General features: G+C 67.0%; 17 protein-coding genes. 16 read left to right on the top strand and 1 reads right to left on the bottom strand.

Going from position 1 to position 18,898, the window contains the following annotated elements; translation table 11 throughout:
- Positions 1-175: 175 nt before the first annotated feature.
- From Q0Q47_RS14730 to Q0Q47_RS14670, 13 genes are all read left to right on the top strand, one after another.
- On the top strand, positions 176-1,042 hold the full coding sequence (locus Q0Q47_RS14730) for a TIM barrel protein (RefSeq protein WP_293861114.1): 867 nt from the start codon (positions 176-178) through the stop codon (positions 1,040-1,042).
- Positions 1,043-1,136: 94 nt separating this feature from the next.
- Positions 1,137-2,015, top strand: coding sequence for a branched-chain amino acid ABC transporter permease (locus Q0Q47_RS14725; RefSeq protein WP_293861111.1), 879 nt, complete (start codon positions 1,137-1,139; stop codon positions 2,013-2,015).
- 1 nt (position 2,016) lies between these two features.
- On the top strand, positions 2,017-3,819 hold the full coding sequence (locus Q0Q47_RS14720; protein ID WP_293861108.1) for an ATP-binding cassette domain-containing protein: 1,803 nt from the start codon (positions 2,017-2,019) through the stop codon (positions 3,817-3,819).
- Entirely contained in the window at positions 3,812-4,519 is a 708-nt protein-coding gene (locus Q0Q47_RS14715; protein WP_293861105.1) for an ABC transporter ATP-binding protein, read from the top strand. The genes Q0Q47_RS14720 and Q0Q47_RS14715 overlap by 8 nt, the downstream gene beginning before the upstream one ends.
- Positions 4,520-4,531: 12 nt before the next feature.
- Positions 4,532-5,035 (top strand): thioesterase family protein, encoded by a 504-nt coding sequence (locus Q0Q47_RS14710; RefSeq protein WP_293861102.1) that lies wholly within the window; start codon positions 4,532-4,534, stop codon positions 5,033-5,035.
- Entirely contained in the window at positions 5,032-6,636 is a 1,605-nt protein-coding gene (locus Q0Q47_RS14705; protein ID WP_293861099.1) for a GMC family oxidoreductase, read from the top strand. Before Q0Q47_RS14710 ends, Q0Q47_RS14705 begins: the two co-directional genes overlap by 4 nt.
- Positions 6,637-6,665: 29 nt before the next feature.
- Positions 6,666-7,619: an aldo/keto reductase gene (locus Q0Q47_RS14700; protein ID WP_293861096.1), complete on the top strand. Its 954-nt coding sequence runs from the start codon at positions 6,666-6,668 to the stop codon at positions 7,617-7,619.
- 102 nt (positions 7,620-7,721) lie between these two features.
- Positions 7,722-8,618: an enoyl-CoA hydratase gene (locus Q0Q47_RS14695; protein WP_293861093.1), complete on the top strand. Its 897-nt coding sequence runs from the start codon at positions 7,722-7,724 to the stop codon at positions 8,616-8,618.
- Between the two features lie 35 nt (positions 8,619-8,653).
- Positions 8,654-9,817, top strand: coding sequence for an acyl-CoA dehydrogenase family protein (locus Q0Q47_RS14690; protein ID WP_293861090.1), 1,164 nt, complete (start codon positions 8,654-8,656; stop codon positions 9,815-9,817).
- Between the two features lie 4 nt (positions 9,818-9,821).
- A complete protein-coding gene (locus Q0Q47_RS14685) occupies positions 9,822-10,883 on the top strand; it encodes an acyl-CoA dehydrogenase family protein (protein WP_293861087.1) in 1,062 nt (353 codons plus the stop codon).
- Positions 10,876-12,027 carry an acetyl-CoA C-acetyltransferase gene (locus Q0Q47_RS14680; RefSeq protein WP_293861084.1) on the top strand — a complete coding sequence of 384 codons (1,152 nt, stop codon included), beginning with the start codon at positions 10,876-10,878 and terminating at the stop codon, positions 12,025-12,027. Before Q0Q47_RS14685 ends, Q0Q47_RS14680 begins: the two co-directional genes overlap by 8 nt.
- Positions 12,028-12,029: 2 nt before the next feature.
- Positions 12,030-12,632, top strand: a complete 603-nt coding sequence (locus Q0Q47_RS14675; RefSeq protein ID WP_293861081.1) for a phenylacetic acid degradation protein PaaY — start codon at positions 12,030-12,032, stop codon at positions 12,630-12,632.
- 12 nt (positions 12,633-12,644) lie between these two features.
- The gene (locus Q0Q47_RS14670; RefSeq protein WP_293861078.1) at positions 12,645-13,550 is read left to right on the top strand and encodes an SDR family oxidoreductase; all 906 of its coding nucleotides are present in this window, start codon (positions 12,645-12,647) and stop codon (positions 13,548-13,550) included.
- Positions 13,551-13,604: 54 nt separating this feature from the next.
- On the opposite strand, the gene Q0Q47_RS14665 is transcribed toward Q0Q47_RS14670, so the two are convergent.
- On the bottom strand, positions 13,605-15,191 hold the full coding sequence (locus Q0Q47_RS14665; protein WP_293861075.1) for a FadD3 family acyl-CoA ligase: 1,587 nt from the start codon (positions 15,189-15,191) through the stop codon (positions 13,605-13,607).
- Between the two features lie 172 nt (positions 15,192-15,363).
- Between Q0Q47_RS14665 and Q0Q47_RS14660 the strand changes: the two genes are divergently transcribed.
- The 3 genes from Q0Q47_RS14660 (at position 15,364) to Q0Q47_RS14650 (ending at position 18,806) form a co-directional block, all read left to right on the top strand.
- On the top strand, positions 15,364-16,161 hold the full coding sequence (locus Q0Q47_RS14660; protein ID WP_293861072.1) for an SDR family oxidoreductase: 798 nt from the start codon (positions 15,364-15,366) through the stop codon (positions 16,159-16,161).
- A 95-nt stretch (positions 16,162-16,256) separates the two neighbouring features.
- Positions 16,257-17,468, top strand: coding sequence for an ABC transporter substrate-binding protein (locus Q0Q47_RS14655; RefSeq protein ID WP_293861069.1), 1,212 nt, complete (start codon positions 16,257-16,259; stop codon positions 17,466-17,468).
- Between the two features lie 324 nt (positions 17,469-17,792).
- On the top strand, positions 17,793-18,806 hold the full coding sequence (locus Q0Q47_RS14650) for a helix-turn-helix transcriptional regulator (RefSeq protein ID WP_293861066.1): 1,014 nt from the start codon (positions 17,793-17,795) through the stop codon (positions 18,804-18,806).
- The last annotated feature ends 92 nt before the right edge of the window (positions 18,807-18,898 follow it).

Genomic DNA, 18,898 nt, shown 5'->3' with positions numbered 1-18,898 from the left:
GGACACGCAACCACTGAGTAGGTCACCGCTCTAGTCCTGCACTCTTCAGCTCGACGACGCCACTTGGCCCGTGACGCACGCGTCCGGGGATGACCCATGGACATCGTCCATATGAAGGAAGGCGCTCATCTCCGGCAGCAGCAGACTAGGGACCTGCCATCCTGACGGTGCAACCATGGCCCTGACCGACGCGCTCATCTGCAGCTCACACACTGTCAGCGGCGTCATGCCGGGGGGACCCGTGCCCGCGCGGCATGGTTTTTCCGAGCGCGTGCGGGCATGCGCCGACGCCGGGTACACGGGCATGTGCCTGCACTTCCGCGACTACCGGGCCCTGCGGCAGGAGGGACACCAGGACGTGGACCTCAGGTCGGTCCTGCAGCGGCACGGCATGTCAGACATCTCCCTGGAGTTTCTCGTCGACTGGTTCCTCGAGGGAAGCGCCGCGGCCGTGGCGCAGGCCGATGAGGCGACGGCCTTCGCCGCGGCCAGGGCCTTCGGCGCGCAGAGCCTAAACGTCGGGTCGGACTTCCAGGGGCGCGGCATCCCGCGCCACGTCCTGAAGTCCCGGTTCAAGGCACTGTGCGCGCGTGCGGCGGCGCAGTCCCTGACCATCGCCCTGGAGATCGTGCCCTGGAGCGATGTCCGCGACGTGGAGACGGCCCTCGACGTCATCGACGGATGCGACAACGCCGGGCTCGTGATCGACAGCTGGCACGTGTTCCGCGGGCACATTCCCCTGGGCGATGTCACGGCGATCCCGGCCTCCCGCATCGTCTCCATCCAGATCAATGACGCGGCGGCGACCATCGAGGGGCCCCTGCAGGAGGATACCCTGCGCCGGCTTCCGTGCGGGGAGGGCAGCTTCGACCTGGCGGCCTTCCTGGACGCCCTGGACGCGGCCGGCGCGTCGGTGGCACCGAGCGTCGAAATCATTTCACCGGTTCAAGCGGCCCTGCCGCTCGGGGACGCCGTACGGCGCTCCTTTGCGGGGGCGCGCCGCCTGCTCGACGAACACCTGCGCAAGGCTGCGGTCCGCTAGTCCATTCGGCCGATGCCCAGCCAGCCATGTCCGGCAGAGTGAGCGACGATCGCAACCGCGCCTTCAGCGGCGCAGCGACCACTCGGGGCCCGACATGCTCAGCGAAATCCTGATCATCGCCATTCGCGGCATCGCGATCGGCTCGATCTTCGCCACGATCGCGATGAGCTTCAACATCGTGCATGGCGCGACGAACATCTTCAATTTCGCCCAGGGCAACATGTTCATCCTCGGGGGATTTGCCGCCTACTTCTTCGCCAACCAGACCGGGCTGCCCTGGTGGCTCACGATGATGCTGGTCAGCAGCCTGGGGATCGCCGCGATCGTCGCCTTCCAGGGCTATCTGACGCTGCTGCCGCTGAGGTCGTCGGTCGAACAGGATTCCTGGCTGATCTCGACGGTGTCGGTGTCCGTGATCATTGGCGCCCTGCTGATGATCACGCAGGGTCCGTTCGCCTATTCCGTCTCGGCCATGCTGCCGCCCTTCCAGCTGTTCGGGACGCGAACGCCGGGCGCCTACGGGCTCGCCATCGTGCTGATGCTGTTCTGGTTCGTGGCCCTCCGCCTGTTCCTGCGCAAGACGTTCCTGGGGCTGGCAATCAGCGCGCTCTCCCAGGACTTCGACGCGGCCCGGGCCGCCGGGCTTCCGGTCCGCCGGCTGCAGCTTATCGCTTTCGCCATAAGCGGCCTCATGGTCGGATCGGTGGGGTTCCTGGTGGCACCGGTCATCTCGGTAAACCCGGACGCAGGACTGCGGTACGTCCTCAACGGGTTCGTCGCTTCCGTGGTCGGCGGGATCGGCAGCTATGCGGGCACCCTGATCGGCGGCCCGCTGGTCGGGGTCACCGCGATGCTGACGGCGTACAAGATCGGGGGCGCCTACCAGGACCTGGCGTCCCTCCTGCTCCTCGTCGGCATCCTGATGCTGCGGCCGCAAGGCCTGTTCGGCCGCGTCACGGCACGGCGGGTCTGACATGGCCGTCGTCGAAAAGCACGCAGCGATGACGGCAAGCGGTGTTTCGGGCCGGAAGGCCGGCCGGTTCAACTCCGATCTGCCGCAGGTCTGGATCGGCATCGCCCTCATCGCCCTCACCGGCTTTGGGCCATCCCTGCTGGGCAACGAGTACTGGATCCACACATTCCAGCTCGTGAACATCTACATCGGCGTCGCGATCTTCCAGAATTTCCTCTTCGTCGACGCCGGGCAGAAGTCGTTCGGCCAAGGCGCCCTGCTGGGGATGTCGGCCTACGGCGCCGCCATCGTCTATGGGCTCAATGGCTGGCCGCTCGCCGCCGCAGCCGTCTTCGGCATCGGCGCGGCCATGGTCGGCGGCCTGCTGTTCGCCCTTCCTGCCTTGCGCGTCCAAGGGTTCCACCTCGGCTTCGTGACGATGAGCGCGGCGATCGTGTTTCCGCAGCTTCTCGTCACGCTCGACAAGTGGACGAACGGCATCAACGGGATCAACGTCAAGATCCCGTTCCTCACGCAGGAGCGGGCGTTCGGCCTGTCCCTCATCGGGCTCGCCATTGCGATCTTTCCGATGCTGGCGCTCGTGACCCACTATGCCATCCGCAGGTCGCGGCTCGGTCGCAGCATGTTCGTCGCCGCGCTGAGTCCCGAGGCGGCACGGGCGCTGGGCATCCGGCCGGGCGTGATGCGCTTCATCGCCTTCCTCATCGCCGCCGTCGGCACGGGCGTCGCCGGCCTCCTCTACCTGCCGGCCGTGGTGTTCGTGAGCCCGCAGGGCTTCAACATCGAGATGTCCTTCATCTTCTTCTTCGCCGTCGTCGTCGGCGGTCGGGGACAGATGTTGGGGCCGGTCGTCGGCATCTGGATCGTCTACATCCTGCCCAACATCCTGCTGGCGCAGTTCATCGAGTACCGGCTGCTGGCCTATGGCTGCCTCACCCTTCTGGCCGTGATGATCTTTCCCGACGGGATCGTTGGCTCGCTCGAACGCCTGCGGGCGCGGCGCCGGAGCACCGGAGGAGGAGAAAAGGCGTTCCGGATCGACAACTTCCTGGCAGACCTCGATCGGCGTTCCTTGACTTCCAGGCCGCAGGACGAGGTCATCGTCGAGGTGATCGGCGGAACGAAGAAGTTCGGCGAGGTCGTGGCGATCGACTCCGTGAACCTGAAGGTCCGCAAGGGCGAGGTTCATGGCCTCATCGGAGCGAACGGGTCCGGCAAGACCAGCCTCCTCAACGTGCTGACGGGATTGAGCCGCCTGACCAAGGGGTCGTTCAAGATCAACGGCATCGACGCAACCACGATGGCGGCCGACCGGATTTCGACGATGGGACTGGGACGGACGTTCCAGACGCCGCGGATCTTTCCGCAGATGTCCTTGTGGGACAACCTCAGGATCGGACTGGACGCGCGCACGGAAAACCCGAGCGCCGAGGTGGCGGCCCTCGCAGCGCGGCTCGAAGAGGCCGTCGGCGAGGACAGCGCGGCCCTGCTCTCCCACGGCCAGCGTCGCCTGGTGGAAGTGATGCGCACGGTGCTGAAGGAGGCGTCGATCGTACTCCTCGACGAACCGGCGGCCGGCCTCTCGCAAAGCGAACGGCAGCATTTCGCCGAGCTCGTCCGGTTCCTCAGCCGGAAGATGGGGAAGACCGTCATTGTCGTGGAGCACGACCTCGATCTCGTCTGGAACATCGCCGACACCATCACCGTGCTCGAGCAGGGGAAGGTCGTGGCCTCTGGGGCGCCGGTGGCGGTGGCCAAGGACCCGGCCGTCCAGCATATGTTCGTCGGAGCGCGGCATGCTTGAAGTCACCAACCTTGTCGCCGGCTATGGGACCGTTCCGGTCCTGCGCGGCGTGTCGCTGGCCGCCAACCCCGGAGAGATCCTGCTCATCGGAGGCGAGAACGGAGCCGGCAAGTCGACGCTGCTCAGGGCCATCGCCGGCTTCAACAAGCCGGACAGCGGCACCGTGGTGCTAGACGGAAAGCCCATCACAGGGATTGCGCCCGAGACCGCGGCGCAGATGGGACTGCGCCTGGTCCTCGACGGCCACCGCGTTTTTCCGGAGCTCAGCGTCTTCGACAACCTGCGCATGGGTGCCGCGGCACGGCGCGGAGACCGGGCCGGCTTCGAGCGCGCCGTCGAGGAGATCTACACGATCTTCCCGATCCTAAAGGAGAAGCATCGCCGCTTCGCCCGGGACCTGTCGGGCGGGCAGCAGCAGATGCTCGCGCTCGGGCAGGCCTTCATCGCACGGCCGAAAGTCCTGCTGTGCGACGAACCGTCCATGGGCCTGGCGCAGGCCCTCCTGCCCACGATCCTGGCCTTCTTGCGCAAGTGGGCCGAGACGGGCACGGCCGTGGTGGTCGTCGAGCAGCACCTGGCGGTGACGGCGCCCTATGCCGACCGCGCCATGATCATCGAGCGCGGACAGGTCAAGCTCAGCTGCCGGGCCGACGAACTCGAAGCCAGACTGGCGGGCGAGCCTGTCGTCGAAGCGACCTGAGCGATGGCGCCCATGGCAGGGACGCAGGGAGGCATTTCCCCGGAGACGACATACTCCGGCGAGGTCGATGCCGCCTGGATCGACGCCAACGCCCACATGAACGTGAGCTGGTACGATCGCGTGTTCGACCTTGCCGAGCTTGCTCTGTTCGCGCGGATCGGAATCGAGGATTCCTTCATCGCACGCACCGGCCACTCGCTGTATCGCCTGGAGCGATTCGTCCGGTACGAACACGAGCTGCTGCAGGGCACCCGCATCGCCGTGCAGAGCCGGATCGCCTGGACGGATTTCAAGCGCATCCATCACCAGCATGAGCTGATCGACGTCGACCGGCGCAGGCGCGCCGCCTTCGTCGACGGACTGTCAATCCACGTGGACCTCGGATCACGTAGGTCCTGCCCCGTCGTGGCAACGGAGGTGCGCGAGGTACTGGCGGCCCTTGCCCGCCGGCACGCGGCACTCCCGGCTCCGAAGGGCATTCCGCCGCGCGACGAGAGGCACAGGTTCGGCTCATGACGACAGAGTTCGACTATGTGATCGTGGGAGCCGGTGCCGCGGGCTGCGTGGTGGCGGCCCGCCTCGGAGAAGTTCGGGACGCGCGGGTCGTCTTGATCGAGGCCGGCGGGAGCGACAGGAACCCCATCCTGCGTCTTCCCGCCGCCAACGTTGCGACCGGGACGGATCCGCGGTTCAACTGGTCCTATGAGACCGAGCCCGTCGCCGAACTTGGAGGGCGTCGCCTCTATTGGGCGCAGGGCAGGATCCTCGGCGGATCCGGATCCATCAACGGCATGATGTACATGCGGGGGCACCGCACCGATTACGACCGGTGGGCGCGGCTGGGCTGCGCCGGATGGGACTATGCGGGCGTCCTGCCTTACTTTCGGCGCTCGGAAACAAACGAGCGCGGCGAAAGCGAGCTCCACGGCGGCAGTGGTCCCCTCCAGGTTTCGGCGGGACAGGGCACCGCGCCGGTGTGCGACACCTTTCTCGATGCTGCCGCCGCGGCAGGCTTCCCCGTCGTGGGCGATCTCAATGCCGATGTCCCGGAGGCCTTCGGGCACGTCGACATGACGATCGGGAACGGGCGACGATCCAGCACCTCGCACGCGTTCCTCAGGCCCGCGCTGCGCAGGGGCAACATAACGGTCGAACTGGACGCAGCCGTCGCCCGGATCGTGCTCGAGCGCGGCGTGGCGCGCGGCGTGGAGTTCGTCAGGAACGGCCAGAAGCACCAAGTCCGTGCGAGCCGGGCAGTCGTCCTGTGCGGGGGCGCGGTGAATTCGCCGCAGCTCCTGATGGTGTCGGGCATCGGCGATCCGCAGGCCCTGCGCAAGCACGGCATCCAGACGCAGGTCGAACGGCCGGCGGTGGGCCGCAATCTGCAGAACCATCCGATGTACAAGCTGATGTTCGCCGTCAGCGAGCCCGTCAGCGCGTACACCTACGCGAGGCCGCTGGGCGCGGTAAAAGCCGGCCTGCGCTACGCGCTCACCAGAAAGGGCGTCTTCTCGCGGGGGCTGTTCCCGACCTCGGGCTTCTTCCACGCGGATCCGGGCGACCCAGCCAGCGAAATCCAGGTCTGCATGGCGCCGGCGATCGTGGTCCGCAGGCGTCCGGGCGTGCTGGGCATCCTCCCGACGGAACACGGCTTCACGCTTCTGCTCAACCACGGTTCACCCTTCAGCCGCGGCGAGGTGCGCCTGCAGTCCGCCGACCCGCTCGCCAAGGCCGCGATCTCGCCCAACTACTTCTCCGATCCGCGGGACATCGGCATCCTGGCGCGCGGCGCGAGGCGCGTCCACGAGATCGTGGCGTCGCCCCCCCTCGGCCGGATGATCAGCCGCGTCATGCAGCCAGCCCGCCCGACACCCACGGTGTCCGACATCGAGGACGACATCCGGGCGACCACGGTGACGCACTACCACGCGGTCGGGACCTGCCGCATGGGGAGCGACGACGACGCCGTGGTGGACCCGCAGCTGCGCGTGCGCGGCGTCGAGAACCTCTTCGTCGCCGACGCCTCGATCATGCCCGTGCTCGTCAACGGGAACACCTACGCGGCCTCGATCATGATCGGCGAGAAAGCGTCCGATCTCATTCGGGCCCACCACTGACAGCGTCCAGGCAGGACAGGAGAAGGTCGATGGAGAAGCGCTACCTCGGAGGCTCCGGCCTCGAAGTGTCCGTCGTCGGGCTCGGGTGCAACAATTTCGGCGGCATGATTAAGTCGCTGGACCTCGAGGGATCCCGCAAGGTGATCCATGCCGCGCTCGACGCCGGCATCACCCTTTTCGACACGTCCGACAGCTACGGCGCCAACGGGGGATCGGAGATCACGCTCGGCGAGGTCCTGGGTGCGCGCCGCAAGGACATCGTCCTGGCCACCAAGTTCGCCTCCCCGATGAACCGCGAGAAGAGCAGCCGCTACAACGGGTCGCGCGGCTACATCATGCAGGCCGTCGAAGACAGCCTGCGTCGGCTGAAGACCGACACCATCGACCTCTACCAGTATCACTTCCCCGATCCCGCGACGCCGATCGAGGAAACGCTCCGGGCCCTCGACGATCTCGTGCGCCAGGGCAAGGTGCGCTACATCGGCTGCTCGAACCTCGCCGCCTGGCAAGTCGTCGACGCGAACTGGACGTCGCGCTACTGGGGCCTGAACCGGTTCCTGTCGACTCAGGCCGAATACAACATGCTGGCCCGAGGCGCGGAGAGCACCCTCTTCCCGGCACTGCGCGCCACCGGCCTGTCCCTCCTCCCCTATTTCCCGCTGGCCTCCGGCCTGCTCACCGGCAAGTACCGACAGGGCCAGGCGATCCCGGACGATACGCGCATGAGCCTCGCCTATTTCAAGGGCGGGTTGACGGACCAGCGCCTGGCGGTGGTCGAGCGTCTGATCGCCTTTGCGCAGGACCGCGGCCACTCGATCCTCGAACTTGCCTTCGCGTGGCTTAGGGCGGAGCCGCTCGTGGCCAGCATCATCGCTGGCGCCACCCGGCCCGAACAGGCGACGGCGAATGCCGCGGCCGCAGGCTGGACCTTGTCGGCGGAGGATCGTGCCGCGGTCGCGACCATCCTGGCCGACAACGGCTGACCCGGCTTCCCGGGCGTTGCAACGTCCGAACCGGTAGTCTCTTTGGACGATTGCCGGCCCAAGGCCGGATTCTACGGTCGATCATCCAGGAAAGGTCTGACGATGACGGATTTGGTGGAGCCGCGGACTGCTGACATCACCTACGAGACCGACCAACCGGTGCTCTACGAGGCCGAGGGTCCGATCGCCTGGATCACGCTCAACCGTCCCGCCTTCAACAACGCCCAGAACTCCCAGATGACCTACGCGCTCGACGACGCGTTCCAGCGTGCCGTCGACGACGATTCCATCCGAGTCATCATACTCAAGGGGGCCGGCAAGCACTTCTCTGCGGGGCACGACATCGGATCGCCAGGGCGGGACGTGAACAAGAGCTTCGAGCGGCGACTATTGTGGGCCGATCACGTCAACAAGCCTGCTGCCGAGATGCTCTACACCCGCGAGCACGAGGTCTATCTCGGCATGTGCCGGCGCTGGCGCGACATCCCCAAGCCGACGATCGCGCTCGTGCAGGGAGCCTGCATCGCGGGCGGGCTGATGCTGGCCTGGGTGTGTGATTTCATCGTCGCGACCGAGGACGCGTTCTTCCAGGACCCGGTCATCCGCATGGGGATCCCCGGCGTGGAGTACTTCGCGCACGGCTTCGAGTTGCCGACGCGCGTCGCCAAGGAATTCCTGCTGCTCGGGGAGCGGCTCAGCGCCCAGCGCGCCCTGCAGTTCGGCATGGTCAACCAGGTGGTCGACCGCGAGGTACTCGAGCAGGCCGGCAGGACCATGGCCACGAAGCTCGCGGCCTATCCTCGCCTGGGTCTCTGGCTCGGCAAGCAGGCGATCAATCACGTCGAGGACCTGCGCGGGAAGCGCACGGCGATGGACGCTCACTACCACATGCACCACTTCGCGCATGCCCAGAACGACCTGACGACCGGCGATCGTCTCGGCGGACAGGATGCGAGGAGCATGGCGGCTGCCAACAAGAAGCAGGCCGAGGGCGGCTAGGCGCCGCCTGCCAGGCCCGGACGAGGATCGTACCGTTGGATCTCACCTACAGCGCCGAGGAAAAGCAGTTCCGGCACGAGGTGCGGACGTGGCTGGAGAGCAACATTCCGGCCGAACCGCTGCCCTCTTTCGATGCGTCGCGCGAAGGCTTCGAGGCGCACCGCGCTTGGGAGCGCCGGCTCGATGCCGGCCGCTGGGGCATGGTGACGTGGCCGCAGGCCTATGGCGGACGCGCGCTGAACCTCATCCAGTGGCTGATCTTCGAAGAGGAGTACTATCGCTCGGGCGCGCCGCTGCGGGTGAACCAGAACGGCATCTTCCTGCTCGGTCCCACGCTCATGGAATACGGCACGGCCGAGCAGAAGGCGCGCTTCCTGCCGCCCATGGCCGCCGGTGACGAAATCTGGGCGCAGGCCTGGTCCGAACCGCAGGCCGGCAGCGACCTCGCCGGCGTCGCCGCCTCGGCCACCCGCGTCGGCGACACCTATGTCCTGAAGGGCCACAAGATCTGGTCGTCGCGCGCGGCGTTCGCCGACTGGGCGTTCGGCCTGTTCCGGACGGATCCCGGGTCGCAACGGCACAAGGGGCTGTCCCTCATCTTCTTCCCGCTGACTGCGAAGGGGGTGCGCGTCCAGCCGATCCCGCAGATCGACGGCGAAACGGGGTTCGCCGAGATCTTCCTTGACGACGTCGAGGTTCCTGCCTTCAACCGGCTGGGCGGCGAGGGTGACGGCTGGTCCATCTGCATGGCGACGGCAGGCTTCGAGCGGGGGCTGATGCTGCGGTCGCCGGCCCGGTTCCAGGTCGCAGCGCGCAAGCTGGTCGAGCTCTACCTCGCTCACCGGGACGCCGTTGAGCCGTCCGTGGAAGCTGCCGTGCTGCAGGGTTTCATGGATGCGGAGGCCTACGCGCTGTCCATCTACAGCACCGCGTCCCGCCTCGCGGCCGGAGGGCAGATCGGCGCGGAAGCGAGCACCAACAAGATCTTCTGGTCCGAGATGGACATCGCGCTGCACAGGACGGCCCTGTCGATCCTGGGGGCCCGCGGCGAGCTGCTGCGCACCGCGCCGGCCGCCGGCGACGTCGGCAAGTGGCTCGATGGCTACTTCTTCTCCCTGGCCGGACCGATCTATGCCGGCTCGAACGAGATCCAGCGCAACATCATCGCCGAGCGGATGCTCGGCCTGCCCCGGGCCTGACGCCATGGATTTCCGCTTCACCGACGAACAGCTCATGATGGGCTCCGTCCTGCGCGACCTCCTGGCCGATCTCTGCCAGCCGGCGGACCTGCGCCGGTTGATGGCTGCCGGAGCGCCGCGCGACGAGCGGCGCTGGAGCGCCATCGTCGAGATGGGCGTCGCCGGTGCGCTTGTCGCCGAAACCCAGGGCGGCCTGGGGCTTCAGCCGGTCGACTTCGTGCTCGGCGCCGAGGCCTGTGGCCATGCCTGCCTCCCCGAGCCTCTCGTGGAGAATGCCGGGGTTGCACTGCCCCTTCTGGCTGCCCTTCCGAGCGAGGCGACGCAGCCATGGCTGGCCGCGGGACTGGCAGGCGAAACGACCATCGCCATCCAGCATCCCGTCAACCCGTTCGTGGCGGATGCCGACACCGCGGGCGCGCTGCTGCTGGTGACCGATCACGGGCTGCATCTCGTCCCCAGAGAAGCCGTCCGGCTCACCGTGCAGCCCAGCGTCGATCCGTTTCGGCGCCTGTTCACGACCGACTTCGACCCGCCGGATTGGCCTCCGCTCGTGGGGCCGGATGAAGCGGATCGACTTCTGGCCGCAGCGCTCGACCGGGGTGCCCTGTTTGCCGCCGCCCAGTTGCTCGGCATCGCCCAGCGCTGCGTCGATCTCGCCGTGGCCTATGCCAAGGAGCGCCAGCAGTTCGGAAAGCCGATCGGCTCCTACCAGGCGGTCAAGCACCACCTGGCGACGGCGCAGGTCAAGATCGAGTTCGCCCGACCCGTCGTGCACGCTGCGGCCGCCTGCCTGCCGCAAGGGGACCTCTTCTCCCGGGCCCGCATCTCCCACGCCAAGCTGGCCGCCGGCGAGGCGGCGGACCTCGCCGCGCGCACGGCCATCCAGGTGCACGGGGCCATGGGCTACTCGTGGGAAGTCGACGTCCACTTCTTCCTGAAGCGCGCCATAGCCCTCCAGACCTGGTGGGGCACCCCTGCCCTGCACCGCGGCCGGGTCGCCCGGCGGGCCTATACCGGGGCGCTGGGACCCGACGCAACCTTCCCCATGGAAAGCAGCCATGCCTGAGGCCTACATCATCGACGCCGTCCGGACTCCCGTCGGCCGCAAGAAGGGCTCGCTGGCTGCACTCCATTCAGCCGACCTCGGCGCCATCCCGATCAAGGCACTCATTGAACGCACCGGCGTCGATCCGGCCGCCGTCGACGACGTCGTCTACGGCTGCACGGAGACGGTCGGGAGCCAGGCGGGCGACATCGCCCGGACGTGCTGGCTGGTGGCCGGCATGCCCGAGCACGTGCCCGGCGTCACGGTGGACCGCCAATGCGGATCGGCCCAGCAGGCCGTGCACTTCGCGGCCCAGGGCGTCATGAGCGGCGTGCAGGACCTCGTGGTGGCGGGCGGCGTCCAGAACATGAACGCCATCCCGATCATGACCGCGATGATCGTGGGCCAGCAGTTCGGCTTCCCGACACCGTTCGCCACCTCGCCCGGCTGGCTGGCCCGCTACGGTGACCAGGAGGTCAGCCAGTTCCGCTCGGCGGAGATGATCGCCGAGAAGTGGGACTGCTCCCGCGAGGAGATGGAAACCTTCGCGCTGGAGAGCCATGCCCGCGCCATCGAGGCCATCGACAAGGGGTACTTCTCGCGAGAGATTGTGACGGTGGGCGACTTCGCCACCGACGAGACACCGCGAAGGGACACGAACCGGGAGAGGATGGCCGCCCTCAAGCCGCTCACCGAGGGGGGGCGCGTCACGGCCGGCGTCTCGAGCCAGAACGCCGATGCGGCAGCTGCGCTGCTCATCGCCTCGGAGCGTGCCGTCAAGGACCACGGCCTCACACCGCGCGCGCGGATCCATTTCATGACCGTACGGGCGGCGGATCCCGTCTGGATGCTGACCGCCCCGATCCCGGCGACGCGCCATGCCCTCGCGAAGGCGGGTCTGACGGTGGACGACATCGACCTCTTCGAGTGCAACGAGGCGTTCGCTCCCATTCCGCTCGCATGGATGAAGGAACTCGGCATCCCGCGGGAGAAGGTCAACGTGAACGGGGGGGCCATTGCCCTGGGGCATCCCATCGGCGCGACCGGGGCCAGGATCATGACGACCCTGCTGAACGAACTCGAGCGGCGCCAGGGACGATACGGGCTGCAGACGATGTGCGAAGGCGGGGGACAGGCCAACGTCACGATCATCGAGAGGCTCTAGACATGGCCGTCTATGCGTTCGAGGGAATCGTGCCGGTCGTTCATCCCACGTCCTACGTCCATCCGTCGGCGGACCTCATCGGCGACGTGACGATCGGACCGCGCTGCTACATCGGTCCGAGCGCCTCGCTGCGCGGCGATTTCGGCCGGATCACGGTCGAGGGCGACAGCAGCATCCAGGACAACTGCACCATGCACACCGGCTCCGGCTCGGACTGCATCGTCCGGCGCGGCGCTACCATCGGACATGGCGTGATCCTGCACGGGTGCACCGTCGGGACCAACACGCTGGTGGGCATGAACAGCGTGATCCTGGATGGCGCGGTGATCGGCGAGGAATGCCTCGTCGCGGCGCTGAGCCTCGTGAAGAACGACACGATGACGCCCGACCGCTGGCTGATCGCCGGCAACCCGGCCAAGCCGGTGAAGGAGCTGGTCGAGACGGCCATCCGGTGGCGAAACGACGGCAACGGCGAGTACCAGCGGCTCGCGGACCGTTGCCTCGCGGGACTCGTCGCCTGCGACCCGCTCACCGAGGCCGAGCCGGACCGCAAGCGGAACGCCGGCATGGCCCGTGCCGTCCGCCTGTCGCCGTCCAAGTCATAGGGATCCGGAGCCATGCAGAGACTTTGCGAAGGCCGCGTCGTCATCGTGACGGGGGCCGGCCGTGGCCTCGGACGAGCCTATGCGCTCGGCCTCGCCGGGGCCGGGGCGAAGGTGGTCGTCAATGACCTCGGCGTGGGAACGCATGGCGACCCGACCGTGGAGACGCCCGCCCAGCAGGTCGTCGACGAGATACGCGCCGCCGGCGGCGAGGCCGTCGCGAACTTCGACGACGTCGCCGACTGGGAGGGGGGACGCCGCATCGTCCAGACGGCCGTCGAGGCCTTCGGGAGCCTGCACGCGGTGGTCAACAACGCCGGCTTCGTCCGCGACCGCATGTTCGTGTCGTGCACGCCCGAAGAATGGGACGCCGTCTTGCGCGTCCACCTGCGTGGCCACTTCTGCGTGAGCCGCCACGCCGTCGATCATTGGCGCGCCATGGCGAAGGCCGGGCAGCGCGTCGATGCGAGGATCGTGAACACCTCGTCCGGCGCAGGCCTTCAGGGCAGCGTCGGGCAGAGCGCCTACTCGGCGGCGAAGGCGGGCATCGCGACGCTGACGCTCGTCCAGGCCGCGGAACTGGGCCGCTACGGCATCACCGTAAACGGCCTTGCCCCCAACGCGCGCACGCGGATGACGGAAACCGCCTTCGCCGAAGCCATGAAGGCCCAGGAAGGCGCGTTCGACATCTATGCACCCGAGAACACGGCGCCGCTCGTGGCCTGGCTCTGCAGCGATCGGTCCGCTTCCGTGACCGGCCAGGTGTTCGAGCTCATCGGAGGCAAGATCAGGGTCTGCCTCGGGTGGACCGATGGCCCCGAATTCGACCTTGGCAGCCGCTGGCCGGCCAAGGACCTGGGCGACAAGATCCTCGAGCTCGTCGCCAAGAGGCCCGCGCCGAAACCCGTCTACGGCGGCTGACGGCGCAGCCCATCTGGCACGCACCGCGACAATGTCAGAGGCCGGATCGGGCCGTCAGGAACGCCCCAAGACCTCCGCTCGCAAGACAGTCTTTTGGACCTTGCCTTGCGGGCTCGTCGGCAGCGCGGCGCGAAACTCGATGCTTCGCGGGACCTTGAAGTTGGCGATGGTCTGGCGCGCCCAGGCGATGAGCTCCTGCTCGGTGGCGCTGCGGCCTGGCCGCAGGACCACGAAGGCCTTGCCAACCTCTCCCAACCGCTCGTCCGGGACGCCGATCACGGCGATCTGCCCCACGGCGGGATGGGCGCTGAGGAGCCTTTCGATCTCGGCCGGGTAGCAGTTGAATCCGCCCGTGATGTACATGTCCTTCAGGCGATCCTCGATCCTCAGGTTCCCGTTGGGATCGATGTAGCCGATGTCCCCGGTGTGCAGCCATCCCGCCTCGTCGATGGTGCGGGACGTGGCCTCCGGATCCATGAAGTAGCCGCGCATCGTGATGTAGCCGCGGATCACGACCTCGCCGTGCTCGCCATCGGGCAGGAAGGTCCCGTCCTGCGCCATGATGCGGACCTCCGTCTCCGGGAACGGCTTGCCGCAGGTGTTGGCGATCACCTCGTCGTCGTCGTCGGCCCGACACATGGTGCCATAACCGCCGCACTCCGTCAGGCCATAGCCGTTCACCACGCCGGCGAACCCGAGGTCGGACCGCATGCGCCTGATCAGCGTCGAGGGCACCACGGCCCCCCCGGTGATGCCCAGCCTCAGGCTGCTCGTGTCGTAGGAGGCGAGATCGGGCAGTTGCAGCATGCCGTGGAAGATCGCGGGCGGCCCCGGGATCACCGAGATCCGTTCCGCCGCGACGCGCTTCAGGATCTCGGCGGGATCATAGGTCAGGTGCGGCATCAGCACCGCGCCCCGCATCATCGAGACAATCGCCCCGGAGCGGTAGCCGAAGGCATGGAAGAACGGCGGGATCACGAGAATGCGGTCGCCATGCCCGATGCCCACCCGCGTGGCCCAGGCATCGATCGCCCGCAGGCACTGGCGATGACCGTACATCACGCCTTTCGGGTAGCCGGTGGTGCCGGACGTGAAGAGCATGTCGCACAGGTCGTCGGGCGTCACTTCGGCCGTGCGCTCCTCGAGTTCGCCGTCGCCGATCGCCGCTCCCCGGGCCAGGAACTCGTCCCACGGCAGGTCGCGTCCACGCGCCTCGTCGAACACGACGACGGCGCGCAGCGGTGCGCGCGCCTCCCGCTCGAGCATGTCGGGATAGTACTGTCCCAGGAACTCGCCGGCGCAAAGCATCATCGTGGTGCCGCTGCGCCGGATCAGCTCGGTCACTTCCGTCGCCTTGAAGCGGGTGCTGCAGGGGATGAGCACGGCTCCGGCACTCAGGAGTCCCAACGCACCCACGAACCATTTCCAGGAATTGGGGCTCCAGATCATGACCCGGTCGCCCTTGGCGACGCCGGCGGCCATGAAGGCCTTCGCGGCCTGCCGGCGCATGGCGTCCAGTTCGACGAAGCTGATCGACCGCTCACCGTCCTCGATCGCCGTCTCGTGCCCGTATGTCTGCGCGGCCCATACGCAGAGGTCCGGGATGGTCGTGAAGTCCGGGGGCGAGACGTTCGGGTCCATGCTGAACCTGCTGGCCCGGACGCGGCGCTCCGCACCCGGGAATTGAGCCTTCCCGTTCGATAGTCGGCCCATCCATCATCGGCATCGTCCGAAGGGACGAGTTGTCCGCACGCACGCTGGGCTAGGTGTACGATAGGGGGCATGGACAGGCCCTTGCCGCAAGGAGCTGCGCATGACGGCTGGCCTGTTTTCCCATCTTCCCGACCTGCACGGGCGTGTGGCCATCGTCACGGGTGGAACCAAAGGGATCGGGCGGGCGATCGCGACGGGGCTGCTGCACGCCGGCGCAAACGTGACGATCTGCGCACGCTCCGAACCCGAGACCCTGCCCGAGGCGATGGGCAGGCGCGCCCATTTCGTCGCGTGCGATGTCCGGCAGGCCGCGGCCTGCCGCAGCCTCGTCGACGGCGTGGGCGAAGCGCAGGGTCGGGTCGACATCCTGGTCAACAATGCGGGCGGATCGCCGCCCGCCGATGCGGCGACCGTCTCCCCGCGGTTTTCAGAGGCCATCATCGCGCTGAACCTGCTCGCACCGCTGCACCTCTCCCAGGCTGTTCATCGCTGGATGAATGCGCAGGCCGAAGGCGGATCGATCGTCAACATCGCCAGTGTCGTCGCCGAGCGCCCCGCTCCCGGAACCGCGGCCTATGGCGCGGCAAAAGCCGGCCTCGTGAACCTGACGGGCACGTTGGCGCAGGAGTGGGGTCCGCGGATCCGCGTCAATGCGATCATCGCGGGTCTCATGGAGACGGAGGACACCGCCCTGACCTACGGCTCAGCGGCGGCACAGCAGGAGCTTGCGGCGAACCTGCCGCTGCGGCGCATGGGGCGCGGCGAGGACATCGCGGCGGCGGTGGCCTTCCTGTGTTCACCCCTCGCCTCCTTCGTCAGCGGCGCGACTCTCGAGGTCCACGGCGGGGGCGAGCCGCCCCTGTTTCTCGACATCATCAAGCGTCATGCCGGCGCCTGAAGGAAGACTCCCAGCCTCTTCTAGTCTGAATGAATGATGCCAGCTGGACCGCAGGCGTTGATCGTCGGTGCAAATCAACCGGAGGGAGGATCCGCATGAAGATCGCATCAATGGGACGCAGGGCCGGCCTTCTCGCCATGGTCTCCACCATCGCGCTGGCGGCGAGTGCCATGGCCGCCTCGGCCCAGGAGACGATCAAGATGGGCGGCATCGTGTCCATCACGGGCGGCGGCGCCTCGATCGGCAAGGTCGCCACGATCGCCTGGAAGATGGCCGTCGACGAGATCAATGCGGCGGGCGGCATCAACGGCAAGAAGGTCGAGCTGGTGCTCGCCGACACCACGACGGATCCCACCCATGCCGTCAGCGAGGCGCGGCGCCTCATCAGCAACGAGAAGGTGCAACTGCTGGTGGGACCGGCCACCAGCCAGGAGACGATCCCGATCGTAGCCGTGACGAACGAGAAGAAGTTGGTGCAGGTGTCGACCGCAGCGTCCACCGACCTGACGCCTAAGTTCGGGCCCTACCACTTCTCGGACTCGGTGACCGGCCTCAACCAGATGAAGGCCAACATCGACTACGCGCTGGACGTGCTGAAGCTGACGAAGCTGGCGCTGATTTCCGACAACGGCGGCATGTCGAAGGCGGCGGTCTCCGACATCGTCGCCTACATGAAGTCGCGCAAGGCCGATCCGGTCATCATCCAGGAATTCCCGTTCCGCGCCGAGGACATGACGCCGCAGCTCTTCTCGATGCGCAACGCGGGGGCCCAGGCGATTCTCATGATCAATTCGATCGGCGACGACTCGCGCAAGCTGCTCGAAAACCGCGCCGACATCGGATGGGACGTCCCGGTGCTGGCCAACCAGACGATGACCAACTACGCCGTGGGCAACGTGAAGATCCTCGGCGAAGCCGCCTTCAAGAACGTCTACAGCACCCAGTTCGTCGGGATGACCTATTGCCCGAACGACCCTGTCGGCGCCTCCGAGTTCGCGAAGTTCGCAAAGCGTGCTGCCGAGAAGGTGCCGGACCTTGAACGCATGGGCGGAGCGCCGTCGCTGATCCCCTATTACATCCAGCCCCTGATCCTCGCGGATGCCGTTCGCGGCGCGGGAACGACGGATGGTGACGTGCTGGCGAAATGGATCGAGCAGAACGCCGGCAAGATCAAGGTCTCGATTGGCCCGCTCGACGCAAGCGACAGCAACCACTTCCTGCCCTCGCCGGCCGCGATCAAGGTGGTCAAGACTCCCTACAAGCTCCGCTCGGATGGTCTCGCGGAGCGCGTCGACTGTTCCTCCTGATCAACTCCCTCCCAGGACGAACATCCTGAGGCCCTGCGCTCGCGCAGGGCCTTTTTTCTTTTCGTCGTTTTTGCATCGACTTCATAAATCGTCATGTCGATGAATTTTTGACACTGCCATTGAGTATTTGACACGGCGTTGAATTTGCGACAGAGTCAGTAACAGACAAGATGATGGGGAGGGACGCATGCTCAAGCTGACGCGCTCACCGAACTCCGTTGCCGAGAGTCGAATGTTCTGAGATCGCTGTCGCGAACCCAATGACGTCACTGACATCGCTGGACAAGTAAAACCGCGCCATAGAGCTTGCGGAAAGGGGGATTCATGTCTTTCTATTCGAGACCAGCAATCGCATTCGGCCAGCTCATGAACGCCGTGACGCGCTCTTTGACTGATGGCCAGCCAGTGTCGACTGCGCTTGCGATCGTGCGCGACCACTTCCAGGCTGCGGACGCCGAGCTGGTCGTCACCCGCAGAGGCCAAGAGCCGACAGCGTACCGAAGCGTCGCCGACGATATTCCCGAGTCGGTCGACGACGACGGCGAATACACGTGTCGCATGGCCCAGACGCAAGAAACGAGCGGCGACGTGGACTACACGATGCGCCTCTTCTTCGGGCCGGACGCCGCTGCGTTCGAGAGGGATGAAGAGGATCTCCTCGGCGTCGTGCTGAACCAGATCGTCAGGGCGCTGGAACTCGCGTCGAGGATCGACACGCACGCTGTCGAGCGGGCTCTCTACTCGGACGCGCTGGACAAGCTCAACGTCGGCGTCATCACCGTCGACGCGGCGGGCAAGATCGTCAGCTCCTCGCCTGTCGCCGAACGGTTCCTGCGCGCCCGCGACGGCCTCCAGATCCAGTCCGGCAAACTGCGGGCCATGCTCGGCACCGAGGACAAGGAACTCCAGGCCTCGATCCGGCTCGCGTCGCAACGCCGCCCGTCGGGCGAGGCTGGTCCGTCGAAGGGCCTGGCCCTCACGAAGCTCTCCGGATCGCGAACCCTGGGAATCATGATCCGGCCGGTCCCGTCGTCGTCGGGATCGAGCAACGCCGTGGCGATCTACGTCCGTGACTGCGACAGCGTCCCCGAGGTCGAAAGCGAGTTCGTCCGCCAGATCTTCGACCTGACCCCTGCCGAGGCGGCCGTCACCCGACGCCTGACCGCGGGGCTGTCCCTGGAAGATGCCGCGCACTCGTTGGAGATCAGCAGGAACACCGCGCGGGCCCACCTGCGCTCGATTTTCTCCAAGAGCGGCATCACCCGCCAGACCGAGTTGGTGAGGTTGGTCCTCAGCAGCGCCGTGGTGCTGGGCGAGCGGCCGGCCCAGGTGGCGTGAGGGCGACAGCAGGGGTTCGGAGGCCGAACCTTTGTGGCTTGGCTCGGACCTGCTTGGGCGTCTCGCTAGCATTCGAATGTGGCCACCAGCCA

It is taken from the genome of uncultured Alsobacter sp. (genome assembly GCF_945952055.1).
Taxonomy (GTDB): Bacteria; Pseudomonadota; Alphaproteobacteria; order Rhizobiales; family Beijerinckiaceae; genus Alsobacter.
This window is presented reverse-complemented; position numbering and strand designations above follow the sequence as displayed.